We start from the raw sequence: 17147 nt of genomic DNA on the forward strand, positions 1-17147 counted from the left end.
GACCCAATCATGACGCCACCGCACCGAGCACGGTGGCGCTTCATCCGTTAAAGCAACAGAACAGGATTTGCCATGCGCAGCCACTATTGCGGCCAGTTGAACGAGTCCCTGATCGATCAGGAGGTCACTCTTTGCGGCTGGGTTCATCGCCGCCGTGACCACGGGGGCGTCATCTTCCTCGACCTGCGAGACCGTGACGGTATTGCCCAGGTCGTGGTGGATCCCGACACCCCGGATGCGTTCGCCAACGCCGATCGGGCGCGCAACGAATTCGTGCTGCGCATTCACGGCCGCGTCCGCTCGCGTCCCGAAGGCACTCAGAACCCGAACATGCCCACCGGCATGATCGAGGTCCTGGCCAAGCAGGTCGAGGTGCTCAACACCGCCGCCACACCGCCGTTCCAGCTCGATGAGCATGGACGGGTCGGTGAGGAAGTTCGCCTCAAGCATCGCTACATCGATCTGCGTCGTCCGGAGATGATCGACAAGCTGCGGTTGCGTTCGCGGATCTCCCACAGCGTGCGGGCCTACCTGGAAGGCCAGGGGTTCCTCGACATCGAGACTCCGATCCTGACCCGTGCCACACCGGAAGGGGCACGCGACTACCTGGTGCCGAGCCGCACCCACGAAGGCCACTTCTTCGCCTTGCCCCAGTCGCCGCAGCTCTTCAAGCAGCTGCTGATGGTGTCGGGTTTCGATCGCTACTACCAGATCGCCAAGTGCTTCCGCGACGAGGACCTGCGCGCCGATCGCCAGCCGGAATTCACCCAGATCGACCTCGAGGCATCCTTCGTCGACGAGAACGATGTCATGGTCATCACCGAGCGGATGATTCGCCAGCTGTTCTCCGAGGTGCTCGAGGTGGAGTTGCGGGACTTTCCGCGCATGCCCTACGCCGAAGCCATGCGGCGTTACGGCTCCGACAAGCCGGACCTGCGCATTCCGCTGGAGCTGATCGATGTCGACGATCTGATGAAGGATGTCGACTTCAAGGTCTTTTCGGGACCCGCGAATGCCGAAGATGGCCGCGTGGCAGCACTCAAGGTCACCGGCGGCGCCAGGCTCTCGCGCAAGGAGATCGATGAGTACACCAAGTTCGTCGGCATCTACGGCGCCAAGGGACTGGCCTGGATCAAGGTCAACGAGCGTGCCAAGGGCCTCGAGGGGCTGCAGTCGCCGATCGTCAAGTTCATGGAAGGCATCGTCGACGCCCTGCTTGACCGGGTGGGCGCCGAAGACGGCGACATCATCTTCTTCGGCGCCGACAAGGCGCGCATCGTCAACGAGGCGATCGGTGCCCTGCGCGTCAAGCTGGGGGAAGACCTGAATCTCTATACCCAGCCCTGGGCGCCGCTATGGGTCGTCGACTTCCCGATGTTCGAGGCCGACGATGCCGGGCGCCTGGCGGCCCTGCACCATCCGTTCACCGCGCCATCCTGTTCCGCGGACGAGCTCAAGGCCAATCCTGCCAGGGCGTTGTCCCGGGCCTACGACATGGTGCTCAACGGTACCGAACTGGGTGGCGGCTCGATCCGTATTCACGATCAGGCCATGCAGCGCACGGTGTTCGAGGTGCTGGGAATCACCCAGCAGGAAGCCGACGAGAAGTTCGGCTTCCTGCTCGACGCCCTGCAATATGGGGCGCCCCCTCATGGGGGGCTGGCCTTCGGTCTCGACCGCCTGGTCATGCTGATGACCGGCGCGCGCACCATTCGCGAGGTCATTGCCTTCCCCAAGACCCAGAGTGCCGCGTGCCTGATGACCGACGCCCCGGGCGAAGTGGCTGCCGATCAGCTCAAGGATCTGCACATCCGGCTGCGCCAGAAGGCCAAAGCAAGCAGTGAGTGAAGAGACCGACGACGCCAAGCAGGAGGGGTCATGGCAGGCCATAGCAAATGGGCGAACATCAAGCACCGCAAGGCTGCCCAGGATGCCAGGAAAGGCAAGGTCTTCACCAAGCTGATTCGCGAGTTGACCGTTGCCGCCCAGCAGGGCGGCGGCGAGGCCGGCGACAATCCTCGCCTGCGTGCGGCGATGGACAAGGCGCTGGCCAACAACATGACCAAGGATACCATTCAGCGGGCCATTGACCGTGGTGTCGGCAACACCGACGCCGACAACATGGAAGAGCTCAGCTATGAGGGGTACGGCCCGGCGGGCGTGGCGATTCTCGTCGAGTGCCTGACCGACAATCGCAACCGGACCGCCTCGGACGTGCGTCATGCCTTCACCAAGCAAGGCGGTAACCTGGGCACCTCCGGCTCGGTAGCCTTTCTGTTCAGCAAGCAGGGACGTCTGAGCTTTCCTCCCGGCAGTGACGAGGAGGCCATCCTGGAAACCGCGCTCGAAGCGGGTGCCGACGACGTCATCAATCATGACGATGGTTCCCTCGAGCTGGTCACCACCCCCAAGGCCTTCGGTGCGGTCAAGGATGCGCTCACAGCCGCCGGGCTGGAGCCCCGGGAGAGCGAGATCGGCATGTACCCGGACACCTATTCCCCGGTGGCCGATGTCGAGATGGCCAGGAAGGTCGTCAAGCTGATCGACATGCTGGAAGACCTGGACGACGTGCAGAATGTCTACACCAATGCGGACTTCGACGATGACGTCCTGGCCCGGCTCGAATGACGATCAAGGACACCCTTGAATGATCGTGCTCGGCATCGATCCCGGTTCACGCATCACCGGCTATGGCGTGCTGGATCTCACGATGCCGCGACCTCGCTACGTCGCCAGTGGCTGCATCCGCATCCAGGCCGGTGAGCTGGCCCAGCGGCTTGCTCAGGTCTATGCCGGGGTGGCCGAACTGATCGCCGTGCACCGTCCGCAGGAACTGGCCATCGAGCAGGTGTTCATGGCGCGCAATGCCGATTCGGCCCTCAAGCTCGGCCAGGCCAGGGGCACGGCCATCGTCTGCGCCGCGAACCACGGTCTGGCGGTGTTCGAGTATGGTCCGCGCCAGGTCAAGCAGGCGGTCACCGGCACCGGTGCCGCCGACAAGTCGCAGGTCCAGCACATGATTACCGCGATCCTGGCCTTGAGCGCCGTACCTCAGGTCGATGCCGCCGATGCGTTGGCCATTGCGTTGACTCACGGTCATGCGCGAAGGGGGCTTATCCAGCAGGGGAGCTACGGGGGACGGCGCAGCCGTGGGCAGCGCTGGCGGGATTACCGTCCGGACTGAACGCTGATGGCGGTGGCTGGTCAGTCGAAGTGCCTATCAGTATAGTGTCATCCAGTCATTAGAGGGATCGTGAAGGCATGATTGGACGCCTGCGTGGCACACTGTTGGAAAAGCAGCCGCCCTGGCTGGTGGTCGATGTCGGTGGCATTGGCTACGAACTCGAGGCGTCGATGAATACGCTGCTGGCGCTACCGGGCCTGGGAGAGACCGTGCAACTCTATACCCACCTCAGCGTTCGCGAGGATGCCCACTTGCTCTACGGGTTCTTCCGCGAGCCGGAGCGTGCCCTGTTCCGCGCCCTGATCCGGGTCAATGGCGTCGGCCCCAAGCTGGCCCTGGCAATCCTCTCGGGGATGGAGCAAGACCAGTTCATCCGCTGCGTGATGGATGACGATGCGAAGGCCCTCACGCGGCTGCCCGGTGTCGGCAAGAAGACCGCGGAACGCTTGATCGTTGAGATGCGCGACCGTTTCCCTCATTGGAGTGCCGAGCAGTTGTCGGGCCTGGAGGCCACCCAGCATGCGGCTGTGCCTGCTCGTTCCAGCGATCCACTGGCCGATGCGGAAGCCGCATTGGTTTCCCTGGGCTACAAGCCGACCGAGGCCTCGCGCATGCTTTCGGGCCTGGAAGCCAGGCAGTCCACCGAGGCGCTGATCAAGGCCGCTCTCGCACGCAAGCTGGCAGGGTAGACGAGCGTCATGATCGAAAGCGACCGTCTGATTGCCGCGGAGCCTCAGCAGGGCGAGGTGCGGGTAGACCATGCCATTCGCCCCACGCGTCTGGCGGATTACATCGGCCAGCCAAGGGTTCGCGAGCAGCTCGACATCTTCATCCGGGCGGCCCGGGGGCGTGGCGACAGCCTCGATCATACCCTGGTATTCGGCCCCCCGGGGCTGGGCAAGACGACCCTGGCCAACATCATCGCCCACGAGATGGGTGTCGATATCAAGTCGACCTCTGGGCCGGTGCTCGAGCGGGCCGGTGATCTGGCGGCCATGCTCACCAACCTGCAGGCCGGGGACGTGCTGTTCATCGACGAGATCCATCGCCTGCCGGCGGCAGTCGAGGAGGTCCTCTATCCCGCCATGGAGGATTTCCAGCTCGATATCGTCATCGGCGAGGGGCCTGCCGCACGCTCGATCAAGCTCGACCTGCCCGAGTTCACCCTGGTGGGGGCGACGACCCGGGCGGGGCTGCTCACCTCGCCGCTGCGCGATCGCTTCGGTATCGTCCAGCGCCTGGAGTTCTACGATATCCACGAGCTGACCGAAATCGTCAGCCGCTCCGCCCGCCTGCTGGGCATCGAAGCCGAGGCCGACGGCGCCGCCGAGGTCGCGAGGCGTGCCCGAGGCACCCCGCGCATCGCCAATCGCCTGCTGCGGCGGGTCCGCGATTATGCCGAAGTCCGGGGCGATGGTCGCTTGACGGCCCATATCGCCGACCTGGCCCTCAACATGTTGCATGTGGACCGGCACGGGCTCGACCACATGGATCGCCGTCTGCTGCTGACGATGATCGAAAAGTTCGACGGTGGCCCCGTGGGGGTCGATTCCCTGGCGGCGGCCATCAGCGAGGAGCGTGATACCATCGAGGATGTGCTCGAGCCCTACCTGATTCAACAGGGGTTGATGCTGCGCACCGCCCGCGGGCGCATGGTGACCCGCCAGGCGTTCTTGCATTTTGGCATGGCAACCAGGGACAGTGCCCCGGATGTCACGGGGGAGAGCGAAGAATGACCGCCTTCAGCATGCCGATCCGGGTCTACATCGAGGACACCGACGCCGGCGGCATCGTTTATTACGTCAATTATCTCAAGTACATGGAGCGCGCACGCAGCGAATGGCTCAGGCAATACGGCCTGACGCAGCAGGCGCTGTTCGATAGCGGCGTTCAGCTGGTGGTGCATCGGCTGGAATGCCGCTATGCCAGACCTGCCCGTCTGGATGACGAACTGACGGTGAGTGCCACGGTGGCCGACCACTCCGCCTGTCGCCTGAGTTTTCACCAGCAGGTCATCGGTCGTGGGGAACCCTTGTGCGACGCAAGCGTCGATATCGCCTGTGTGGAGACGACACGGCTACGACCCGTACGCTGGCCGACGGCACTGGCCGCGGTCCTGAACGGATAATCCTGTACCATCAACGAGGACAAACGTGAACGATTCAATGTCCATTCCCCATCTGGTGATGAATGCCAGTCTCGTCGTCCAGCTTGTCATGTTGCTTCTGTTGGCTGGCTCCATCGCCTCCTGGATCGTGATCTTCCAGCGCAGCATCGTGCTGCGTCGCGCCAAGCAAGGCCATCGTGCCTTCGAGGATCGCTTCTGGTCCGGCGTCGACCTGAACGAACTCTACCGCGAAACTCCTGCCGAGCGAGAACCCCTGGGTGCCGAGCATATCTTTCGTGCCGGCTTCCGTGAGTTCAATCGCCTGTTGCCCAAGACCAGGAGTTCCCAGGCGGTACTCGATGGCGTCCAGCGCGCCATGCGCGTGGCCTGGTCCCGGGAAGAGGAACGCCTCAACCTGCACCTGATCTTTCTCGCCACGGTGGCCTCGGCGAGCCCCTACATCGGCCTGTTCGGTACGGTATGGGGCATCATGGGCTCCTTCCAGAGCCTGTCGATGGCGCAGCAGGCCACGCTTTCCACGGTGGCCCCCTGGATCGCCGAGGCCCTGATCGCCACCGCCATGGGCCTCTTCGCGGCCATTCCTGCGGTCATCTTCTACAACCGCCTGTCTGCCCAGTCCAGCCGCCTGCTGGGCCAGTACGAGGACTTCGCCGAGGAGTTCCACTCCATCCTGCATCGCAATCTGCAGGGGCGCGGCGAGCGCGAAGCTGCCTGAAGGAGAGACACCCATGCATGGTCCCTTCAATCGAGGCCCGGGGCGCAAGCCCATGGGCGAGATCAACGTGGTGCCGTTCATCGATGTGATGCTGGTGCTGTTGGTGATCTTCATGATCACCGCACCCATGCTGACCCAGGGCGTGCAGGTCGATCTGCCCAGGGTCACGTCGGAACCCATCGAGAGCATGGAGGATCGCGAGCCGATCACCGTGACGATCGATGAGCAGGGGCGGTACTACATCTCGCTGGGGGACGAGCTGTCACCCGTGCCGCTCGATGATATCAGCAACAAGGTCATCGCCGTGCTCGAGCGTCGTCCCGATACGCCAGTGCTGGTGAAAGGTCATCGTAACGTTCCCTACGGCCAGGTCGTGACGCTGATGAGCACCCTGCAGACTGCCGGGGTACCGAACGTGGGCCTTATTTCGGAACCGCCGCCGAGCGATAGTTGAGGAGAGCAGATGGCCAGACACGAGAAGCGGGTGGGCTATGGCCTGCCCACCTTGCTTGCCATCGGTGTTCACGTCGCGGTGCTGCTGGTAACAGCCATGCGTTGGCCTGCCGGCGAGCCTGAGCAGAATACATCATCGATCGTGCAGGCAACCCTGGTCAGCACCGAGACCAGCACCGATCAGGCCCAGCGTGCCGAGGAGGCGCAGGCGGCTGCACGTCGTGCCGAGCAGGAAGCGCAGGAAGAGCAGGAGCAAGCCGCCCAGCGCGAGGCCGAAGCCGAAGCCGAAGCCAATGACGAGCAGGCCGAGGCCGAAGCGGCCCGAGCGGCGGAACAGCAAGCGCGGGAAGAGGCTCGCCAGCAGGCCGAAGCCGAGGCACAACGCCGCGCGCAGCAGGCCGAGGAAGCCGCTCAGCAACGCGAGCAACGCCGCGAGGAACAGGCCAGGCAAGAAGCCGAACGCAAGAAGGCAGAAGAGGAGGCGGCGCGCAAGCAGGCCGCAGAGGCCGAGCGCAAGAAGGCCGAGGAGGAAGCCCAACGCCAGGCTGAAGAGGAAGCCAAGCGCCAGGCCGAAGAGGAAGCCAAGCGCCAGGCCGAGGAGGAAGCCCAACGCCAGGCCGAAGAGGAAGCCCAACGCCAGGCCGAGGAAGAAGCCCAACGCCAGGCCGAGGAAGAAGCCCAACGCAAGGCGGCCGAGGAAGCCCGCAAGAAGGCCGAAGAGGCACGCCGGCAGGCCGAAAAGGCCGCTGCGGCGGCAGAGGCCGCCCGTCGCGCCTCGGAGTCATCTCTCGACAATCTCATTGCCGGCGAGGCGGAAAACATTGCCAACGCACGCCAGGCCGAGCAGGCATCCAACAGCTTCATCAATCTGGTTCGAGGCGCCATCGAGCAAGCCTGGATCCTTCCTCCGAGAGCCGGCAACCAGTTGCGTGCCACGGTACGCATCCAACTGTTACCGACGGGGGAGCTGGCCAACGCTACAATCAGTGAAAGCAGCGGCAATGCCGCCTTCGATCGCTCCGTGCTACAGGCCGTCGAACGTGCCGCTCCCTTCCGGGAAATGCGCGACCTGCCGGCCTCCGCTCAGCGACAATTCCGTGAATTCATTCTTGATTTCAACCCTGAGGATGCCCGCCGATGAAACGTGTACCCGCCGTGCTGGTGGCGCTGCTATTGCTACTCTTCAGCAGCCTTGCCAGCGCCGATTTGACCATCGAGATCACCAAGGGTAGCGATCGCGCCGTACCCATTGCCATCGTGCCATTTGCCAGCCAGGCTCAAGGCAACCTTCCCGAGGACATTGCCCAGATCGTCAACGATGACCTGGCGCGCAGCGGGCAGTTCTCGCCGCTATCACGTAGTTCGTTGATCGCTTCGCCGAGCAGCAGCGAGGAAGTCAATTATCGCGATTGGCGCGCCGTGGACAGCAACTATCTTGTCGTCGGTCAGGTCAGCCAGGAAGGAAACGACTATCGTATCCAGTTCGAATTGATGGATGTCTACGGCGAGCGGCGCATGCTCGGGGAAGTGGTCACCGTGGGCCGGGATCAACTGCGTTCTGCCGCGCATTACATCAGCGACCAGGTGTTCGAGGCAGTGACCGGCATTCGCGGTGCCTTCTCCACCCAGATCGCCTACGTGACCGCCCAGGGTGCAGCGGACAGCCGCCGCTATGGGCTGCATGTTGCCGATGCGGATGGCCATAACAGCCAGCAGATCCTGACATCCGATGAGCCGATCCTATCCCCGGCGTGGTCACCGGACGGTAACAAGCTCGCCTATGTCTCCTTCGAGACGGGGCGTCCCTCCATCTATATACAGAACCTGGCCAATAGCCAGCGTGTTCGTGCTACCTCCTTCGAGGGCATCAACGGAGCGCCGGCCTGGTCACCGGATGGGCGCAAGTTGGCCATGTCACTCTCCAAGGATGGCCAACCGGAGATCTATGTCATGGACATTGCGTCGAGAGACTTCCGACGTCTGACCAACAACTCGGCCATCGATACCGAACCCGACTGGTCCCCGGACGGCGACTCCCTTTTGTTCACTTCCGACCGTAGCGGCGGGCCTCAGTTATATCGCCATGATCTCTCCAGTGGCGAGTCGAAGCGGATAACGTTCACGGGCAATTACAACTCGCGAGGGCGGTTTTCGCCGGTCGAGGAGACGATTTTCATGATTCATCGAGCCAGCGATGGCTATCATGTCGCGAAAAAGGATATGGAGACCGATCGCTTGACGATTCTCACCGAATCACGCTGGGATGAGTCGCCTAGTGTTGCACCGAACGGGAGCATGGTAATCTTTGCCACTCAGGAGGGAAATCGAGGCGTGCTGGGGGTTGTATCCGCTGATGGCAAGGCGTCTTATCGTTTGCCTTCCGCCCAGGGTGACGTACGTGAACCCGCCTGGTCACCGTTCATGAATTGAAGAACAATCCTGTCATTCTGATTCCGAGCAAGGAGTAGATAATGCGATTCGATACATACCTGAAAAGTCTAATAATTGCCTTGGCCCTCGCGCTTGTCGCGGGCTGTTCGAGCACCGGCGGTACCCAGGACGGCAGGATGGATGGTGCCGACGGCGGCGCTACTGGCCAGGGCGCGACCACCGGTCAGACCAGTGGTACCCGGATGGGCCAAGGCCAGACCCAGGGGCAGGGCATGCAGGGCCAGGCTCAGGCACGCATTCCCGATCAGCGCACCATCTATTTCGATTACGACAAGGACACCATTCGTCCCGAGTTCGAATCCACCCTGAATGCCCACGCCCAGTACCTGCGTTCCCACCCGGACGCCAACGTGGTGCTCAAGGGGCATGGTGACGAGCGAGGCACGCGCGAATACAATCTAGGCTTGGGCGAGCGTCGCGCCAAGTCTGTCGAACGCTATCTGGCCGTGCAGGGGGTTTCCGACTCGCAAATGGAAATCGTCAGCTACGGTGAGGAACGCCCGGCGGTCGATGGTCATTCCGAAGATGCCTACGCGCAGAATCGTCGCGTGGTCTTCGATTACTGAGGAATCCTGATGCAGGCATGCAAGGGTTCCCTAAGTCTTGCGGAGCTTATATGAAACACGGTCTGATAAGGCTGTGCGGCGCGGGAGCATTGTTGCTCCCGCTGTCCGTGGGGGCCGCCCCGACGGTGAAGGACCTCTCGACGGGGTCGAACAACTTCTATCAGAACACCCAGGCCAGGGAGTCGTCTGCCGGGGCCAATCTCAGGATCCTCAACCAGCTCCAGGAGAACGAGCGCCAGCTTCAGGAATTGCGGGGGCAGATCGAAGAGCTGCGTTATCAGCTCGATCAACAGAAGCAGCTTTCCCAGGAACGCTATCTCGATCTCGAGCAGCGCGTGTCCCAGAGCGGTCAGCCAGCGTCGGGCGGCGCTCAGGCTGCCCAGGACGACGTGGATGCCGAAGCGGCCAATAGCGTAGCGACAAGCGGCCGCCAGGACGGCCAACAGGCCTACCAGGCCGCCTTCCAGAAGGTGCAGTCGCGGGATTTCGATGCCGCCATCGAGGCCTTCGAGGCCTTCGTCGGCGACTATCCGGATTCACCGTTGCGCGCCAATGCCCACTACTGGCTAGGTGAGCTCTATTCCAGTCGTTCCGAACTCGAGCCTGCCGCCCAGGCGTTCAATAACGTCATCGAGAACCATCCCGAGAGCAACAAGGTGCCCGATGCCCTCTACAAGCTTGGGTTGTTGAAGGCACGTCAGGGGCAGCCCGATGCCAGCAAGCAGCTGCTCACCCGGGTGCGTCAGGAGTATCCGCAGAGCAATGCGGCAGACATGGCCGCGGATTTTCTGAACCAGTCGGGGCTATGATACCAAGATAGCGATTCGAGGAACCAAGATGACCTGCAAGTTGGACTACCAGGCACCGGCCGACCTTCTGGACGGCAGGATAATCCTGGTGACCGGTGCCGGTGATGGCATCGGTCGCGCGGCTGCGCTCACCTACGCCCGTCATGGGGCGACGGTGATTCTGCTGGGGCGCACCATTGCCAAGCTGGAGAAGGTCTACGACGAGATCGAGCAGCAGGGCGGCCCGCAACCGGCGATCTTCCCGCTGAACTTCGAGGGTGCGACGCTCAAGGACTATCACGACATGGCCGAGACTCTCGACAAGGAGTTCGGCCGCCTCGATGGCCTCCTGCACAATGCGGGCCTGCTGGGACGTATCACCCCCTTCGATCAGTACAACCCCGAGTTGTGGGAACAGGTGATGCAGGTCAATTTCAACGGCCCGGTGTGGATGACCCAGGCGCTGCTGCCCCTGCTCAAGGCCTCGACCGATGCCTCGGTGATCTTCACGTCCTCCAGTGTCGGACGCAAGGGTCGTGCCTATTGGGGGGCCTATGCCGCGTCCAAGTTCGCGACAGAGGGGTTCATGGAAGTACTCGCCGACGAGCTGGACAACCTGACGTCGATTCGCGTCAACAGCCTCAACCCCGGTGCCACCCGCACCCAGATGCGCAAGAACGCGTTTCCCGCGGAGGACCCGGACAACCTGCGTACCCCCGACGAGATCATGCCCACCTATCTATGGCTGATGGGGCCGGAGAGTCGCGGTCACAGCGGGGAGCGCTTCGACGCTCAGCCGCCCAGAAAATAACCCGTTTCGAAATGAGCACGAGAACGCCTCCCTGCCTGGAGGCGTTTCTCATTACAGACTCAACAAGATACGCCGAGCAGGGCGGCAACCAGGTCGTCAGGCGTCTCGAACCAGGTATCGGCGTTCCAGGCATGGCGATCCTCGCTTTCGTCGAGATAGCCGTAGCCCACCGCGATCGCCTTCATGCCGGCAGCGTGAGCGGCCTGCATGTCACGGAGATGATCGCCGATGTACCAGCAGGTCTGGGGCGCTACTCCGAGGCGCCGCGCCGCCTCCCACAAGGGGTCGGGCTCCGGCTTCTTGACGGGCAGGTCATCGGCGCACACCAACACGCCAGGTGCAAGCTCGAGAGCCTCGATCAGGGGCTCGGCATAGGCGCGCGGCTTGTTGGTGACGATACCCCAGGCTCGGGGTGGCAGGGCCCAGCGCTCCAGCAGCAGCTCGAGGCCATCGAAGAGGCGGCTCTCGGCGGCGACAGCCTGACCATAGGCATCGAGAAGATAGGCGCGCGCCGCAGCGTGCTCGGGATGATCCTGCTCCAGGCCGAGGGCGAGCGTCACCAGAGCGCTGCCGCCATTCGATACCTGGGCGCGAATGATCTCGAACGGCAGTGCCTCGAGCCCATGATGGTCACGCAGGGCATTGGTCGCCCGGGCCAGATCGGGGGCCGTGTCGATCAGTGTGCCATCGAGATCGAAGAGCAGCGCCTGGGGCATGGCCAGGGGGCGCGAGGTCATGGGGCCTCCAGGGAGCAGTGCATCATGTAGTTGACCGAGACGTCCCGGGCCGCCAGGCGATAGTGGCGCGTGACCGGGTTGTAGGTCAGACCGGTCTGTTCGCGTACCCGCAAGCCCGTGGCGCGGCACCAGCCGGACAGCTCGGAAGGGCGAATGAACTTGCGATAGTCATGCGTGCCCCTGGGCAGCAGTCCCAGCACGTATTCGGCCCCCAGGATCGCGAGGGCGTAGGCCTTGGGGTTGCGATTGATGGTCGAGAAGAAGACGTGCCCGCCCGGCTTCACCAGGGTGGCGCAGGCCCGCACCACCGCGGCAGGGTCGGGGACATGCTCGAGCATCTCCAGGCAGGTGACCACATCGAATTCGCCGGGATGCTCGTTGGCCATCTGTTCGGCACTGGCCTGGCGATAGACGACCTGGGTACCGCTCTCTTCCTGGTGAAGCCTGGCCACGGCCAGCGGGGCCTCGCCCATGTCGATGCCGGTGACCTCGGCCCCGCGATGCGCCATGGCCTCGCTGAGAATACCGCCGCCGCAGCCGACGTCGATGACCCGCTTGCCGGCCAGGCCAGCGTGTCCATCGATGAAATCGAGACGCAGGGGATTGATGTCATGCAGGGGCTTGAAGTCGCCGTCCTTGTCCCACCAGCGGCTGGCCAGGGCATCGAACTTGGCGATCTCGGCATGATCGACGTTGCTGCGATGTGCTTCGTCAGCATGTTGCGCGGAATTCATGAGGCCTCTCCTGGTTGGCTTGTTGTCGCCATGGCGATTTGATGATCGAGTACCATGCGCTTGATTTCATTCAGGTCGATGTCGACGAGCGCGCCATTGTCGACCCGAGGCCGACCACCGACCCAGACATGAGTGACCTGGCGACTGTTCATGGCATAGACGATAGCCGATGCGGGATGATGAACCGGCTGGGTATTCATCGCATCGAGATCCACGGCGACGAGATCGGCTTCGAAGCCCTGACTGAGCTGGCCGATCCTGTCGTCCATTCCCAGGGCCCGGGCGCCGTCCCGCGTCGCCATGGCCAGCGCCGCCATGGCCGGCAGGGCGGCGGCATCGCCGCTCACCCCCTTGGCGAGTAATGCCGCGCTCTTGAGCTCATCGAACATGTCCAGGTCATTGTTGCTGGCAGCACCGTCGGTTCCCAGGGCGACGTTGATGCCCCGATCCTGCAGCCGCGCGACGGGGCAGAAACCACTGGCCAGCTTGAGGTTGGACTGCGGGCAATGGACGACCTGGGTGCCGCTCTCCCGCAGCAGGGTCAGATCGTCATCATCGACCTGGGTCATGTGCACCGCCTGGAAGTGCGGGCCCAGCAGCCCGGCATCGAACAGCCGCCGCAACGGGCGCTTGCCATGTTCGGCTAGGCCCCGTTCGACTTCATCGGCGGTTTCATGCACATGCATCTGGATCGGCAGGCCGAGGCGTTCCCGAGCATCACCCAGGCGTTCCAGGCTGGGATCGCTCACCGTGTAAGGTGCGTGCGGGCCGAAGGCCAGGCTGATCGTGGGGTGACCTCGATAGCGTTCGGCCAATCGCTCGGTATGCTCGAGACCCGCGTCGAAGTCCTCGGCCCAGGGGGTGGGGAAATCGATCAAGGGGGTGCACAGCTGCGTTCGCATGATACCTTGTTCGAGCACCTCGGCGACGGCCTCGGGGGCCAGGTACATGTCGGCAAAGGTCGTCGTGCCGGAACGCAGCATCTCGGCCATCGCCAGGCGCGTGCCGTCGGCGACGAAACGCGCATTGACATGCCTTGCTTCCGCCGGCCAGATGTGTTCGTTCAGCCAGGTCATCAAGGGCAGATCGTCGGCGTACCCTCGCATCAGGCTCATGCCGGCGTGATTGTGCGCATTGACCAGGCCAGGCAGCAGGGCGTGTCGGTCGAGGCGCAGCGTGCGTCCAGGCGTGACATGCTTGCGCGCCTCGGCAATCGGCCAGGGGCCGTGCAGGCGACCGGCATCGATGGCGATGGCGTGCTCCTCCAGCACTGGCAAGCCTTCGCTCATCGGCAGGATCCAGCGGGCTTCGATCAACAGCTCGACCTCGAGCGTCGCGATGGATGGCATCACGGACCTCCTTCGGTATGATGCGAGGCATTCTACTATTTCTCGTCATGCTTTGCGGGGTCATCGTGCTGCCATGCCATCGTTTGCGAACACGGCGTGATCGAGCCTCCGGAACGTGGCAGCATTGCAAGGCTACTCGATCAAACTTCATTCATCATGCAGGAGGGACCCCATGATTCGTAAAGCCGTTCTACCCGTGGCTGGACTCGGTACGCGCTGTCTGCCGGCTTCCAAGGCCATCCCCAAGGAAATGATCACCATCGTCGACAAGCCGGTCATCCAGTACGTCGTCGAAGAGGCGGTCAAGGCGGGTATCAAGGAAATCGTGCTGGTGACCCACTCCAGCAAGAGCGCCATCGAAAACCACTTCGACAAGCACTTCGAGCTCGAGGCCACGCTGGAGGCCAAGGGCAAGCAGGAACTGCTCGATGAACTGCGCAACATCATTCCCGACGATGTCAGCATCATCAGCGTGCGCCAGCCCGAACCCCTGGGCCTGGGCCATGCCATACTCTGCGCGCGCCCGGTGATCCGCGATGACGAACCCTTCGCCGTGCTGCTGCCCGACGTGCTGGTCGATGACGCGGGTCTTCGGCGCAACGACCTGGCCGGCATGATCGAGGCCTTCGACGCCAAGGGCGAAGCCCAGATCATGGTCGAGAACGTGCCCGAGGACATGGTTCACAAATACGGGATCGTCGCCCTGCAGGGTGAGACGCCGGCCCCGGGCAAGAGCGCACCGATCACCGGCATGGTCGAGAAGCCGCCCGTCGAGGAGGCACCGTCCACCCTGGCCGTGATCGGCCGTTATCTGCTCCCCGGCGCGATATTTCCGCTACTCGCCGAGACGCCTCCCGGGGCCGGCAACGAGATCCAGCTGACCGACGCCATCGATACCTTGCGCAAGGACAGCAATGTCGCGGCCTACCGCATGCAGGGGGCCACCTACGATTGCGGTCATCAACTCGGCTATCTCGAAGCGACCCTGGTCTTCGCCAAGCACCATCCCAAGTTCGGCAAGGGCTTCAACGAGCTGCTCCAGCGTTACGCCAACGAGGGGTGAAGCGATGCGTATCATTGTGCATGGCAGCGAGCTGGCCGCGGCAACTGCCGCGGCGGCGCTGGCCTCTGTCGGGCACCAGCTGACCTGGTACCCCCACCCCGACCTGCCCGGGGCGCAACTCTTCGAGGCCGAGTGGTTGAGCCGTGAACCCGTGGTCATCGACCAACTCGAGGAGAGTCGCCGATCCGGTGCCCTGACCCTCGTCGACTCTCCGGACTCCCTGGGCGAGGCCGATATCGTCTGGCTGGCCCTGGCGCCGGATCAGCGAGAAGCCGCCGAAGGCTTCGTCGACACCATTGCCGAACGCCAGGCGTCGCCCCTGGTGGTGGTCAACAACTCGACATTCCCCATCGGTCAGACCGAAAGCCTGGAAGCCCTGCTGCGCCATGCCTCGCAGGTGGCGGTGGTACTGCCCGACATGCTCGAGGAAGGACGCGCCTGGCAGGTCTTTACGCGCCCGACACGCTGGCTGCTGGGTTGCGAGGACGACTGGGCGGAGCGGCAGATGCGTGAGTTGCTGCGCGCGTTCAACCGTCGCGCGGAGAACTTCCAACGCATGCCACGACGCGCCGCCGAACTGACCAAGCTCGCCATCAACGGCATGCTGGCGACGCGCATCAGCTACATGAACGAGGTCGCGGGGCTGGCCGATTCACTGGGAGTGGACGTCGAGCATGTGCGCAAGGGCATGGGCGCCGATACCCGTATCGGCTACGAGTATCTTTATCCAGGCTGTGGCTTCGGTGGTCCCAACTTCTCTCGGGATCTGATGCGCCTGGCCGATGTGCAGGTCGCCACGGGGCGGGAGTCCCATCTCCTGGAACAGGTGCTCGACATCAACGAGCACAAGAAGGAGACCCTGTTTCGCAAGCTCTGGGGCTATTTCCATGGCCAGCTGGAAGGGCGCACCGTGGCCATATGGGGCGCCGCCTTCAAGCCCGGCACGGCACGCATCGATCACGCGCCGGTGCTGACCCTGCTGCGCGCGCTGTGGGCGCAGGGCGTGCACGTGCGTCTGCACGACCCGGCCGCGTTGCCGGCGGTGAGCGCCGAGGTGGGGAACCACCCCCTGCTGACGCTCTGTCCCGACAATCCCTACGACGCCTGCGAGGGGGCCGACGCCCTGATGCTGGTCACCGAGTGGAAGCCTTACTGGAATCCCGACTGGCGTCGCCTGGCGGAGATGCTTGGCGCCAAGCTGATCCTAGATGGCCGCAATATCTATGATCCGAACTACGTGGCCGCCCGTGGACTGGTCTATCGAGGCATCGGGCGCCGAGCCGACCCCTGACCCACTTTCCCGCATGAAAGGAACGGCCACATGAATACGCCCCGCAAGCGGCTTGCGGGGCGTATTGGATCACGGATGTCGCAACGCGGGGCGAGAGAACCCGCCACGGAACGGTATCAGCTGTAGTTCTGAGACACGAAATCCCAGTTGATCACGTTCCATACCGCTTCGAGATACTTGGGACGCGCATTGCGATAGTCGATGTAGTAGGCGTGTTCCCACACGTCGATGGTCAACAGCGGCGTCTTGTCATGCGCGATCGGGGTGTCGGCGTCGTCGGTGTTGAGGATGTCCACGCCACCGTCCTCGGTCTTGATCAGCCAGGTCCAGCCAGAGCCGAAATTGCCCGCCGCCTTGGCATTGAACTCTTCCTTGAACTTGTCGAAGGACCCGAACCTGGCGCTGATGGCCTCGCCCAGGGCCCCGGAAGGTTCACCGCCGCCCTGGGGAGAGAGGCAATGCCAGTAGAAGGTGTGGTTCCAGACCTGAGCCGCCTGGTTGAACAGGTTGCCCGAGGCCGACTTGATGATCTCTTCCAGCGACTTGTTGGCATCGGGAGTGCCATCGGTCAGGTCGTTCAGCTTGGTTACATAAGCCTGGTGGTGCTTACCATAGTGATACTCCAGCGTCTCCGCGGAGATATGCGGTTCCAGTGCATTTTTTTCATATGGCAGGGCAGGTAATTCGAATGCCATTGGTTAGCTCCTTTTAAATCACCGTGGAATACAGCACTTGATAGAAAACCTTACGATACCAAGCATCTGCGTGCGTGGTGTCGTATCATCTTAGCAGTCTGGTGTATGCTCGCCAATTCCGATGCTGGTACTCGGGAAATCTCGGCAGGCTCTCCGCACCGCGTCGTTTGAAAAGTTTAGGA

Annotated in this window: 19 protein-coding genes; 15 read left to right on the top strand and 4 right to left on the bottom strand. The window is 63.1% G+C overall.

The features are described from left to right. The first annotated feature begins 72 nt into the window (after positions 1 to 72). The 13 genes from aspS (at position 73) to BUA41_RS07120 (ending at position 11096) form a co-directional block, all read left to right on the top strand. Positions 73 to 1848, top strand: a complete 1776-nt coding sequence (gene aspS, locus BUA41_RS07060; protein ID WP_072821174.1) for an aspartate--tRNA ligase — start codon at positions 73 to 75, stop codon at positions 1846 to 1848. A gap of 30 nt (positions 1849 to 1878) precedes the next feature. Continuing rightward, positions 1879 to 2628: a YebC/PmpR family DNA-binding transcriptional regulator gene (locus BUA41_RS07065; protein WP_072821176.1), complete on the top strand. Its 750-nt coding sequence runs from the start codon at positions 1879 to 1881 to the stop codon at positions 2626 to 2628. A 19-nt stretch (positions 2629 to 2647) separates the two neighbouring features. After that, on the top strand, positions 2648 to 3184 hold the full coding sequence (gene ruvC, locus BUA41_RS07070; protein WP_072821178.1) for a crossover junction endodeoxyribonuclease RuvC: 537 nt from the start codon (positions 2648 to 2650) through the stop codon (positions 3182 to 3184). 77 nt (positions 3185 to 3261) lie between these two features. After that, positions 3262 to 3873 (top strand): Holliday junction branch migration protein RuvA, encoded by a 612-nt coding sequence (ruvA, locus tag BUA41_RS07075; RefSeq protein WP_072821180.1) that lies wholly within the window; start codon positions 3262 to 3264, stop codon positions 3871 to 3873. 9 nt (positions 3874 to 3882) lie between these two features. After that, positions 3883 to 4920 carry a Holliday junction branch migration DNA helicase RuvB gene (gene ruvB, locus BUA41_RS07080; protein ID WP_072821182.1) on the top strand — a complete coding sequence of 346 codons (1038 nt, stop codon included), beginning with the start codon at positions 3883 to 3885 and terminating at the stop codon, positions 4918 to 4920. Then, on the top strand, positions 4917 to 5312 hold the full coding sequence (gene ybgC, locus BUA41_RS07085) for a tol-pal system-associated acyl-CoA thioesterase (protein ID WP_072821184.1): 396 nt from the start codon (positions 4917 to 4919) through the stop codon (positions 5310 to 5312). Before ruvB ends, ybgC begins: the two co-directional genes overlap by 4 nt. Before the next feature lie 25 nt (positions 5313 to 5337). Then, positions 5338 to 6027, top strand: coding sequence for a protein TolQ (gene tolQ / locus BUA41_RS07090; RefSeq protein WP_072821186.1), 690 nt, complete (start codon positions 5338 to 5340; stop codon positions 6025 to 6027). A 13-nt stretch (positions 6028 to 6040) separates the two neighbouring features. Further along, positions 6041 to 6481, top strand: a complete 441-nt coding sequence (gene tolR, locus BUA41_RS07095) for a protein TolR (RefSeq protein WP_072821189.1) — start codon at positions 6041 to 6043, stop codon at positions 6479 to 6481. Between the two features lie 9 nt (positions 6482 to 6490). Beyond that, positions 6491 to 7621 carry a cell envelope integrity protein TolA gene (gene tolA, locus BUA41_RS07100; protein ID WP_072821191.1) on the top strand — a complete coding sequence of 377 codons (1131 nt, stop codon included), beginning with the start codon at positions 6491 to 6493 and terminating at the stop codon, positions 7619 to 7621. Continuing rightward, entirely contained in the window at positions 7618 to 8910 is a 1293-nt protein-coding gene (gene tolB, locus BUA41_RS07105) for a Tol-Pal system beta propeller repeat protein TolB (RefSeq protein ID WP_072821193.1), read from the top strand. Before tolA ends, tolB begins: the two co-directional genes overlap by 4 nt. A gap of 41 nt (positions 8911 to 8951) precedes the next feature. Then, complete coding sequence (pal, locus tag BUA41_RS07110; RefSeq protein ID WP_072821195.1) at positions 8952 to 9497, top strand: peptidoglycan-associated lipoprotein Pal; 546 nt, start codon at positions 8952 to 8954, stop codon at positions 9495 to 9497. A gap of 50 nt (positions 9498 to 9547) precedes the next feature. Further along, positions 9548 to 10306: a tol-pal system protein YbgF gene (gene ybgF, locus BUA41_RS07115; protein ID WP_072821197.1), complete on the top strand. Its 759-nt coding sequence runs from the start codon at positions 9548 to 9550 to the stop codon at positions 10304 to 10306. Between the two features lie 28 nt (positions 10307 to 10334). Next, entirely contained in the window at positions 10335 to 11096 is a 762-nt protein-coding gene (locus BUA41_RS07120; RefSeq protein WP_072821199.1) for a YciK family oxidoreductase, read from the top strand. 59 nt (positions 11097 to 11155) lie between these two features. Here BUA41_RS07120 and BUA41_RS07125 read toward each other — a convergent pair whose 3' ends face one another. Genes BUA41_RS07125 through BUA41_RS07135 form a run of 3 tightly spaced genes read right to left on the bottom strand, consistent with a single transcriptional unit; the run spans position 11156 to position 13916 of the window. Then, positions 11156 to 11833 (bottom strand): HAD family hydrolase, encoded by a 678-nt coding sequence (locus BUA41_RS07125; RefSeq protein WP_072821201.1) that lies wholly within the window; start codon positions 11831 to 11833, stop codon positions 11156 to 11158. Next, entirely contained in the window at positions 11830 to 12567 is a 738-nt protein-coding gene (ubiG, locus tag BUA41_RS07130) for a bifunctional 2-polyprenyl-6-hydroxyphenol methylase/3-demethylubiquinol 3-O-methyltransferase UbiG (RefSeq protein WP_072821203.1), read from the bottom strand. The genes BUA41_RS07125 and ubiG overlap by 4 nt, the downstream gene beginning before the upstream one ends. Then, positions 12564 to 13916, bottom strand: coding sequence for a TRZ/ATZ family hydrolase (locus BUA41_RS07135; protein WP_072821205.1), 1353 nt, complete (start codon positions 13914 to 13916; stop codon positions 12564 to 12566). The genes ubiG and BUA41_RS07135 overlap by 4 nt, the downstream gene beginning before the upstream one ends. A 172-nt stretch (positions 13917 to 14088) precedes the next feature. On the opposite strand from BUA41_RS07135, the gene galU reads away from it, so the two are divergent. Together galU and BUA41_RS07145 are read left to right on the top strand one after the other, a co-directional pair. Then, positions 14089 to 14979 (top strand): UTP--glucose-1-phosphate uridylyltransferase GalU, encoded by an 891-nt coding sequence (gene galU / locus BUA41_RS07140; protein ID WP_072821207.1) that lies wholly within the window; start codon positions 14089 to 14091, stop codon positions 14977 to 14979. 4 nt (positions 14980 to 14983) lie between these two features. Beyond that, positions 14984 to 16270, top strand: a complete 1287-nt coding sequence (locus BUA41_RS07145; protein WP_072821208.1) for a nucleotide sugar dehydrogenase — start codon at positions 14984 to 14986, stop codon at positions 16268 to 16270. A 116-nt stretch (positions 16271 to 16386) separates the two neighbouring features. Here BUA41_RS07145 and BUA41_RS07150 read toward each other — a convergent pair whose 3' ends face one another. Beyond that, entirely contained in the window at positions 16387 to 16965 is a 579-nt protein-coding gene (locus BUA41_RS07150; RefSeq protein WP_072821210.1) for a superoxide dismutase, read from the bottom strand. Positions 16966 to 17147 lie beyond the last annotated feature (182 nt).

The organism is Modicisalibacter ilicicola DSM 19980, from assembly GCF_900128925.1.
Taxonomy (GTDB): domain Bacteria; phylum Pseudomonadota; class Gammaproteobacteria; order Pseudomonadales; family Halomonadaceae; genus Modicisalibacter; species Modicisalibacter ilicicola.

Coding starts and splice junctions, on each gene's coding strand:
- aspS (WP_072821174.1), top strand. CDS start 73: ATGCGCAGCCACTATTGCGGCCAGTTGAACGAGTCCCTGATCGATCAG.
- BUA41_RS07065 (WP_072821176.1), top strand. CDS start 1,879: ATGGCAGGCCATAGCAAATGGGCGAACATCAAGCACCGCAAGGCTGCC.
- ruvC (WP_072821178.1), top strand. CDS start 2,648: ATGATCGTGCTCGGCATCGATCCCGGTTCACGCATCACCGGCTATGGC.
- ruvA (WP_072821180.1), top strand. CDS start 3,262: ATGATTGGACGCCTGCGTGGCACACTGTTGGAAAAGCAGCCGCCCTGG.
- ruvB (WP_072821182.1), top strand. CDS start 3,883: ATGATCGAAAGCGACCGTCTGATTGCCGCGGAGCCTCAGCAGGGCGAG.
- ybgC (WP_072821184.1), top strand. CDS start 4,917: ATGACCGCCTTCAGCATGCCGATCCGGGTCTACATCGAGGACACCGAC.
- tolR (WP_072821189.1), top strand. CDS start 6,041: ATGCATGGTCCCTTCAATCGAGGCCCGGGGCGCAAGCCCATGGGCGAG.
- tolA (WP_072821191.1), top strand. CDS start 6,491: ATGGCCAGACACGAGAAGCGGGTGGGCTATGGCCTGCCCACCTTGCTT.
- tolB (WP_072821193.1), top strand. CDS start 7,618: ATGAAACGTGTACCCGCCGTGCTGGTGGCGCTGCTATTGCTACTCTTC.
- pal (WP_072821195.1), top strand. CDS start 8,952: ATGCGATTCGATACATACCTGAAAAGTCTAATAATTGCCTTGGCCCTC.
- ybgF (WP_072821197.1), top strand. CDS start 9,548: ATGAAACACGGTCTGATAAGGCTGTGCGGCGCGGGAGCATTGTTGCTC.
- BUA41_RS07120 (WP_072821199.1), top strand. CDS start 10,335: ATGACCTGCAAGTTGGACTACCAGGCACCGGCCGACCTTCTGGACGGC.
- BUA41_RS07125 (WP_072821201.1), bottom strand. CDS start 11,833: ATGACCTCGCGCCCCCTGGCCATGCCCCAGGCGCTGCTCTTCGATCTC.
- ubiG (WP_072821203.1), bottom strand. CDS start 12,567: ATGAATTCCGCGCAACATGCTGACGAAGCACATCGCAGCAACGTCGAT.
- BUA41_RS07135 (WP_072821205.1), bottom strand. CDS start 13,916: ATGCCATCCATCGCGACGCTCGAGGTCGAGCTGTTGATCGAAGCCCGC.
- galU (WP_072821207.1), top strand. CDS start 14,089: ATGATTCGTAAAGCCGTTCTACCCGTGGCTGGACTCGGTACGCGCTGT.
- BUA41_RS07145 (WP_072821208.1), top strand. CDS start 14,984: ATGCGTATCATTGTGCATGGCAGCGAGCTGGCCGCGGCAACTGCCGCG.
- BUA41_RS07150 (WP_072821210.1), bottom strand. CDS start 16,965: ATGGCATTCGAATTACCTGCCCTGCCATATGAAAAAAATGCACTGGAA.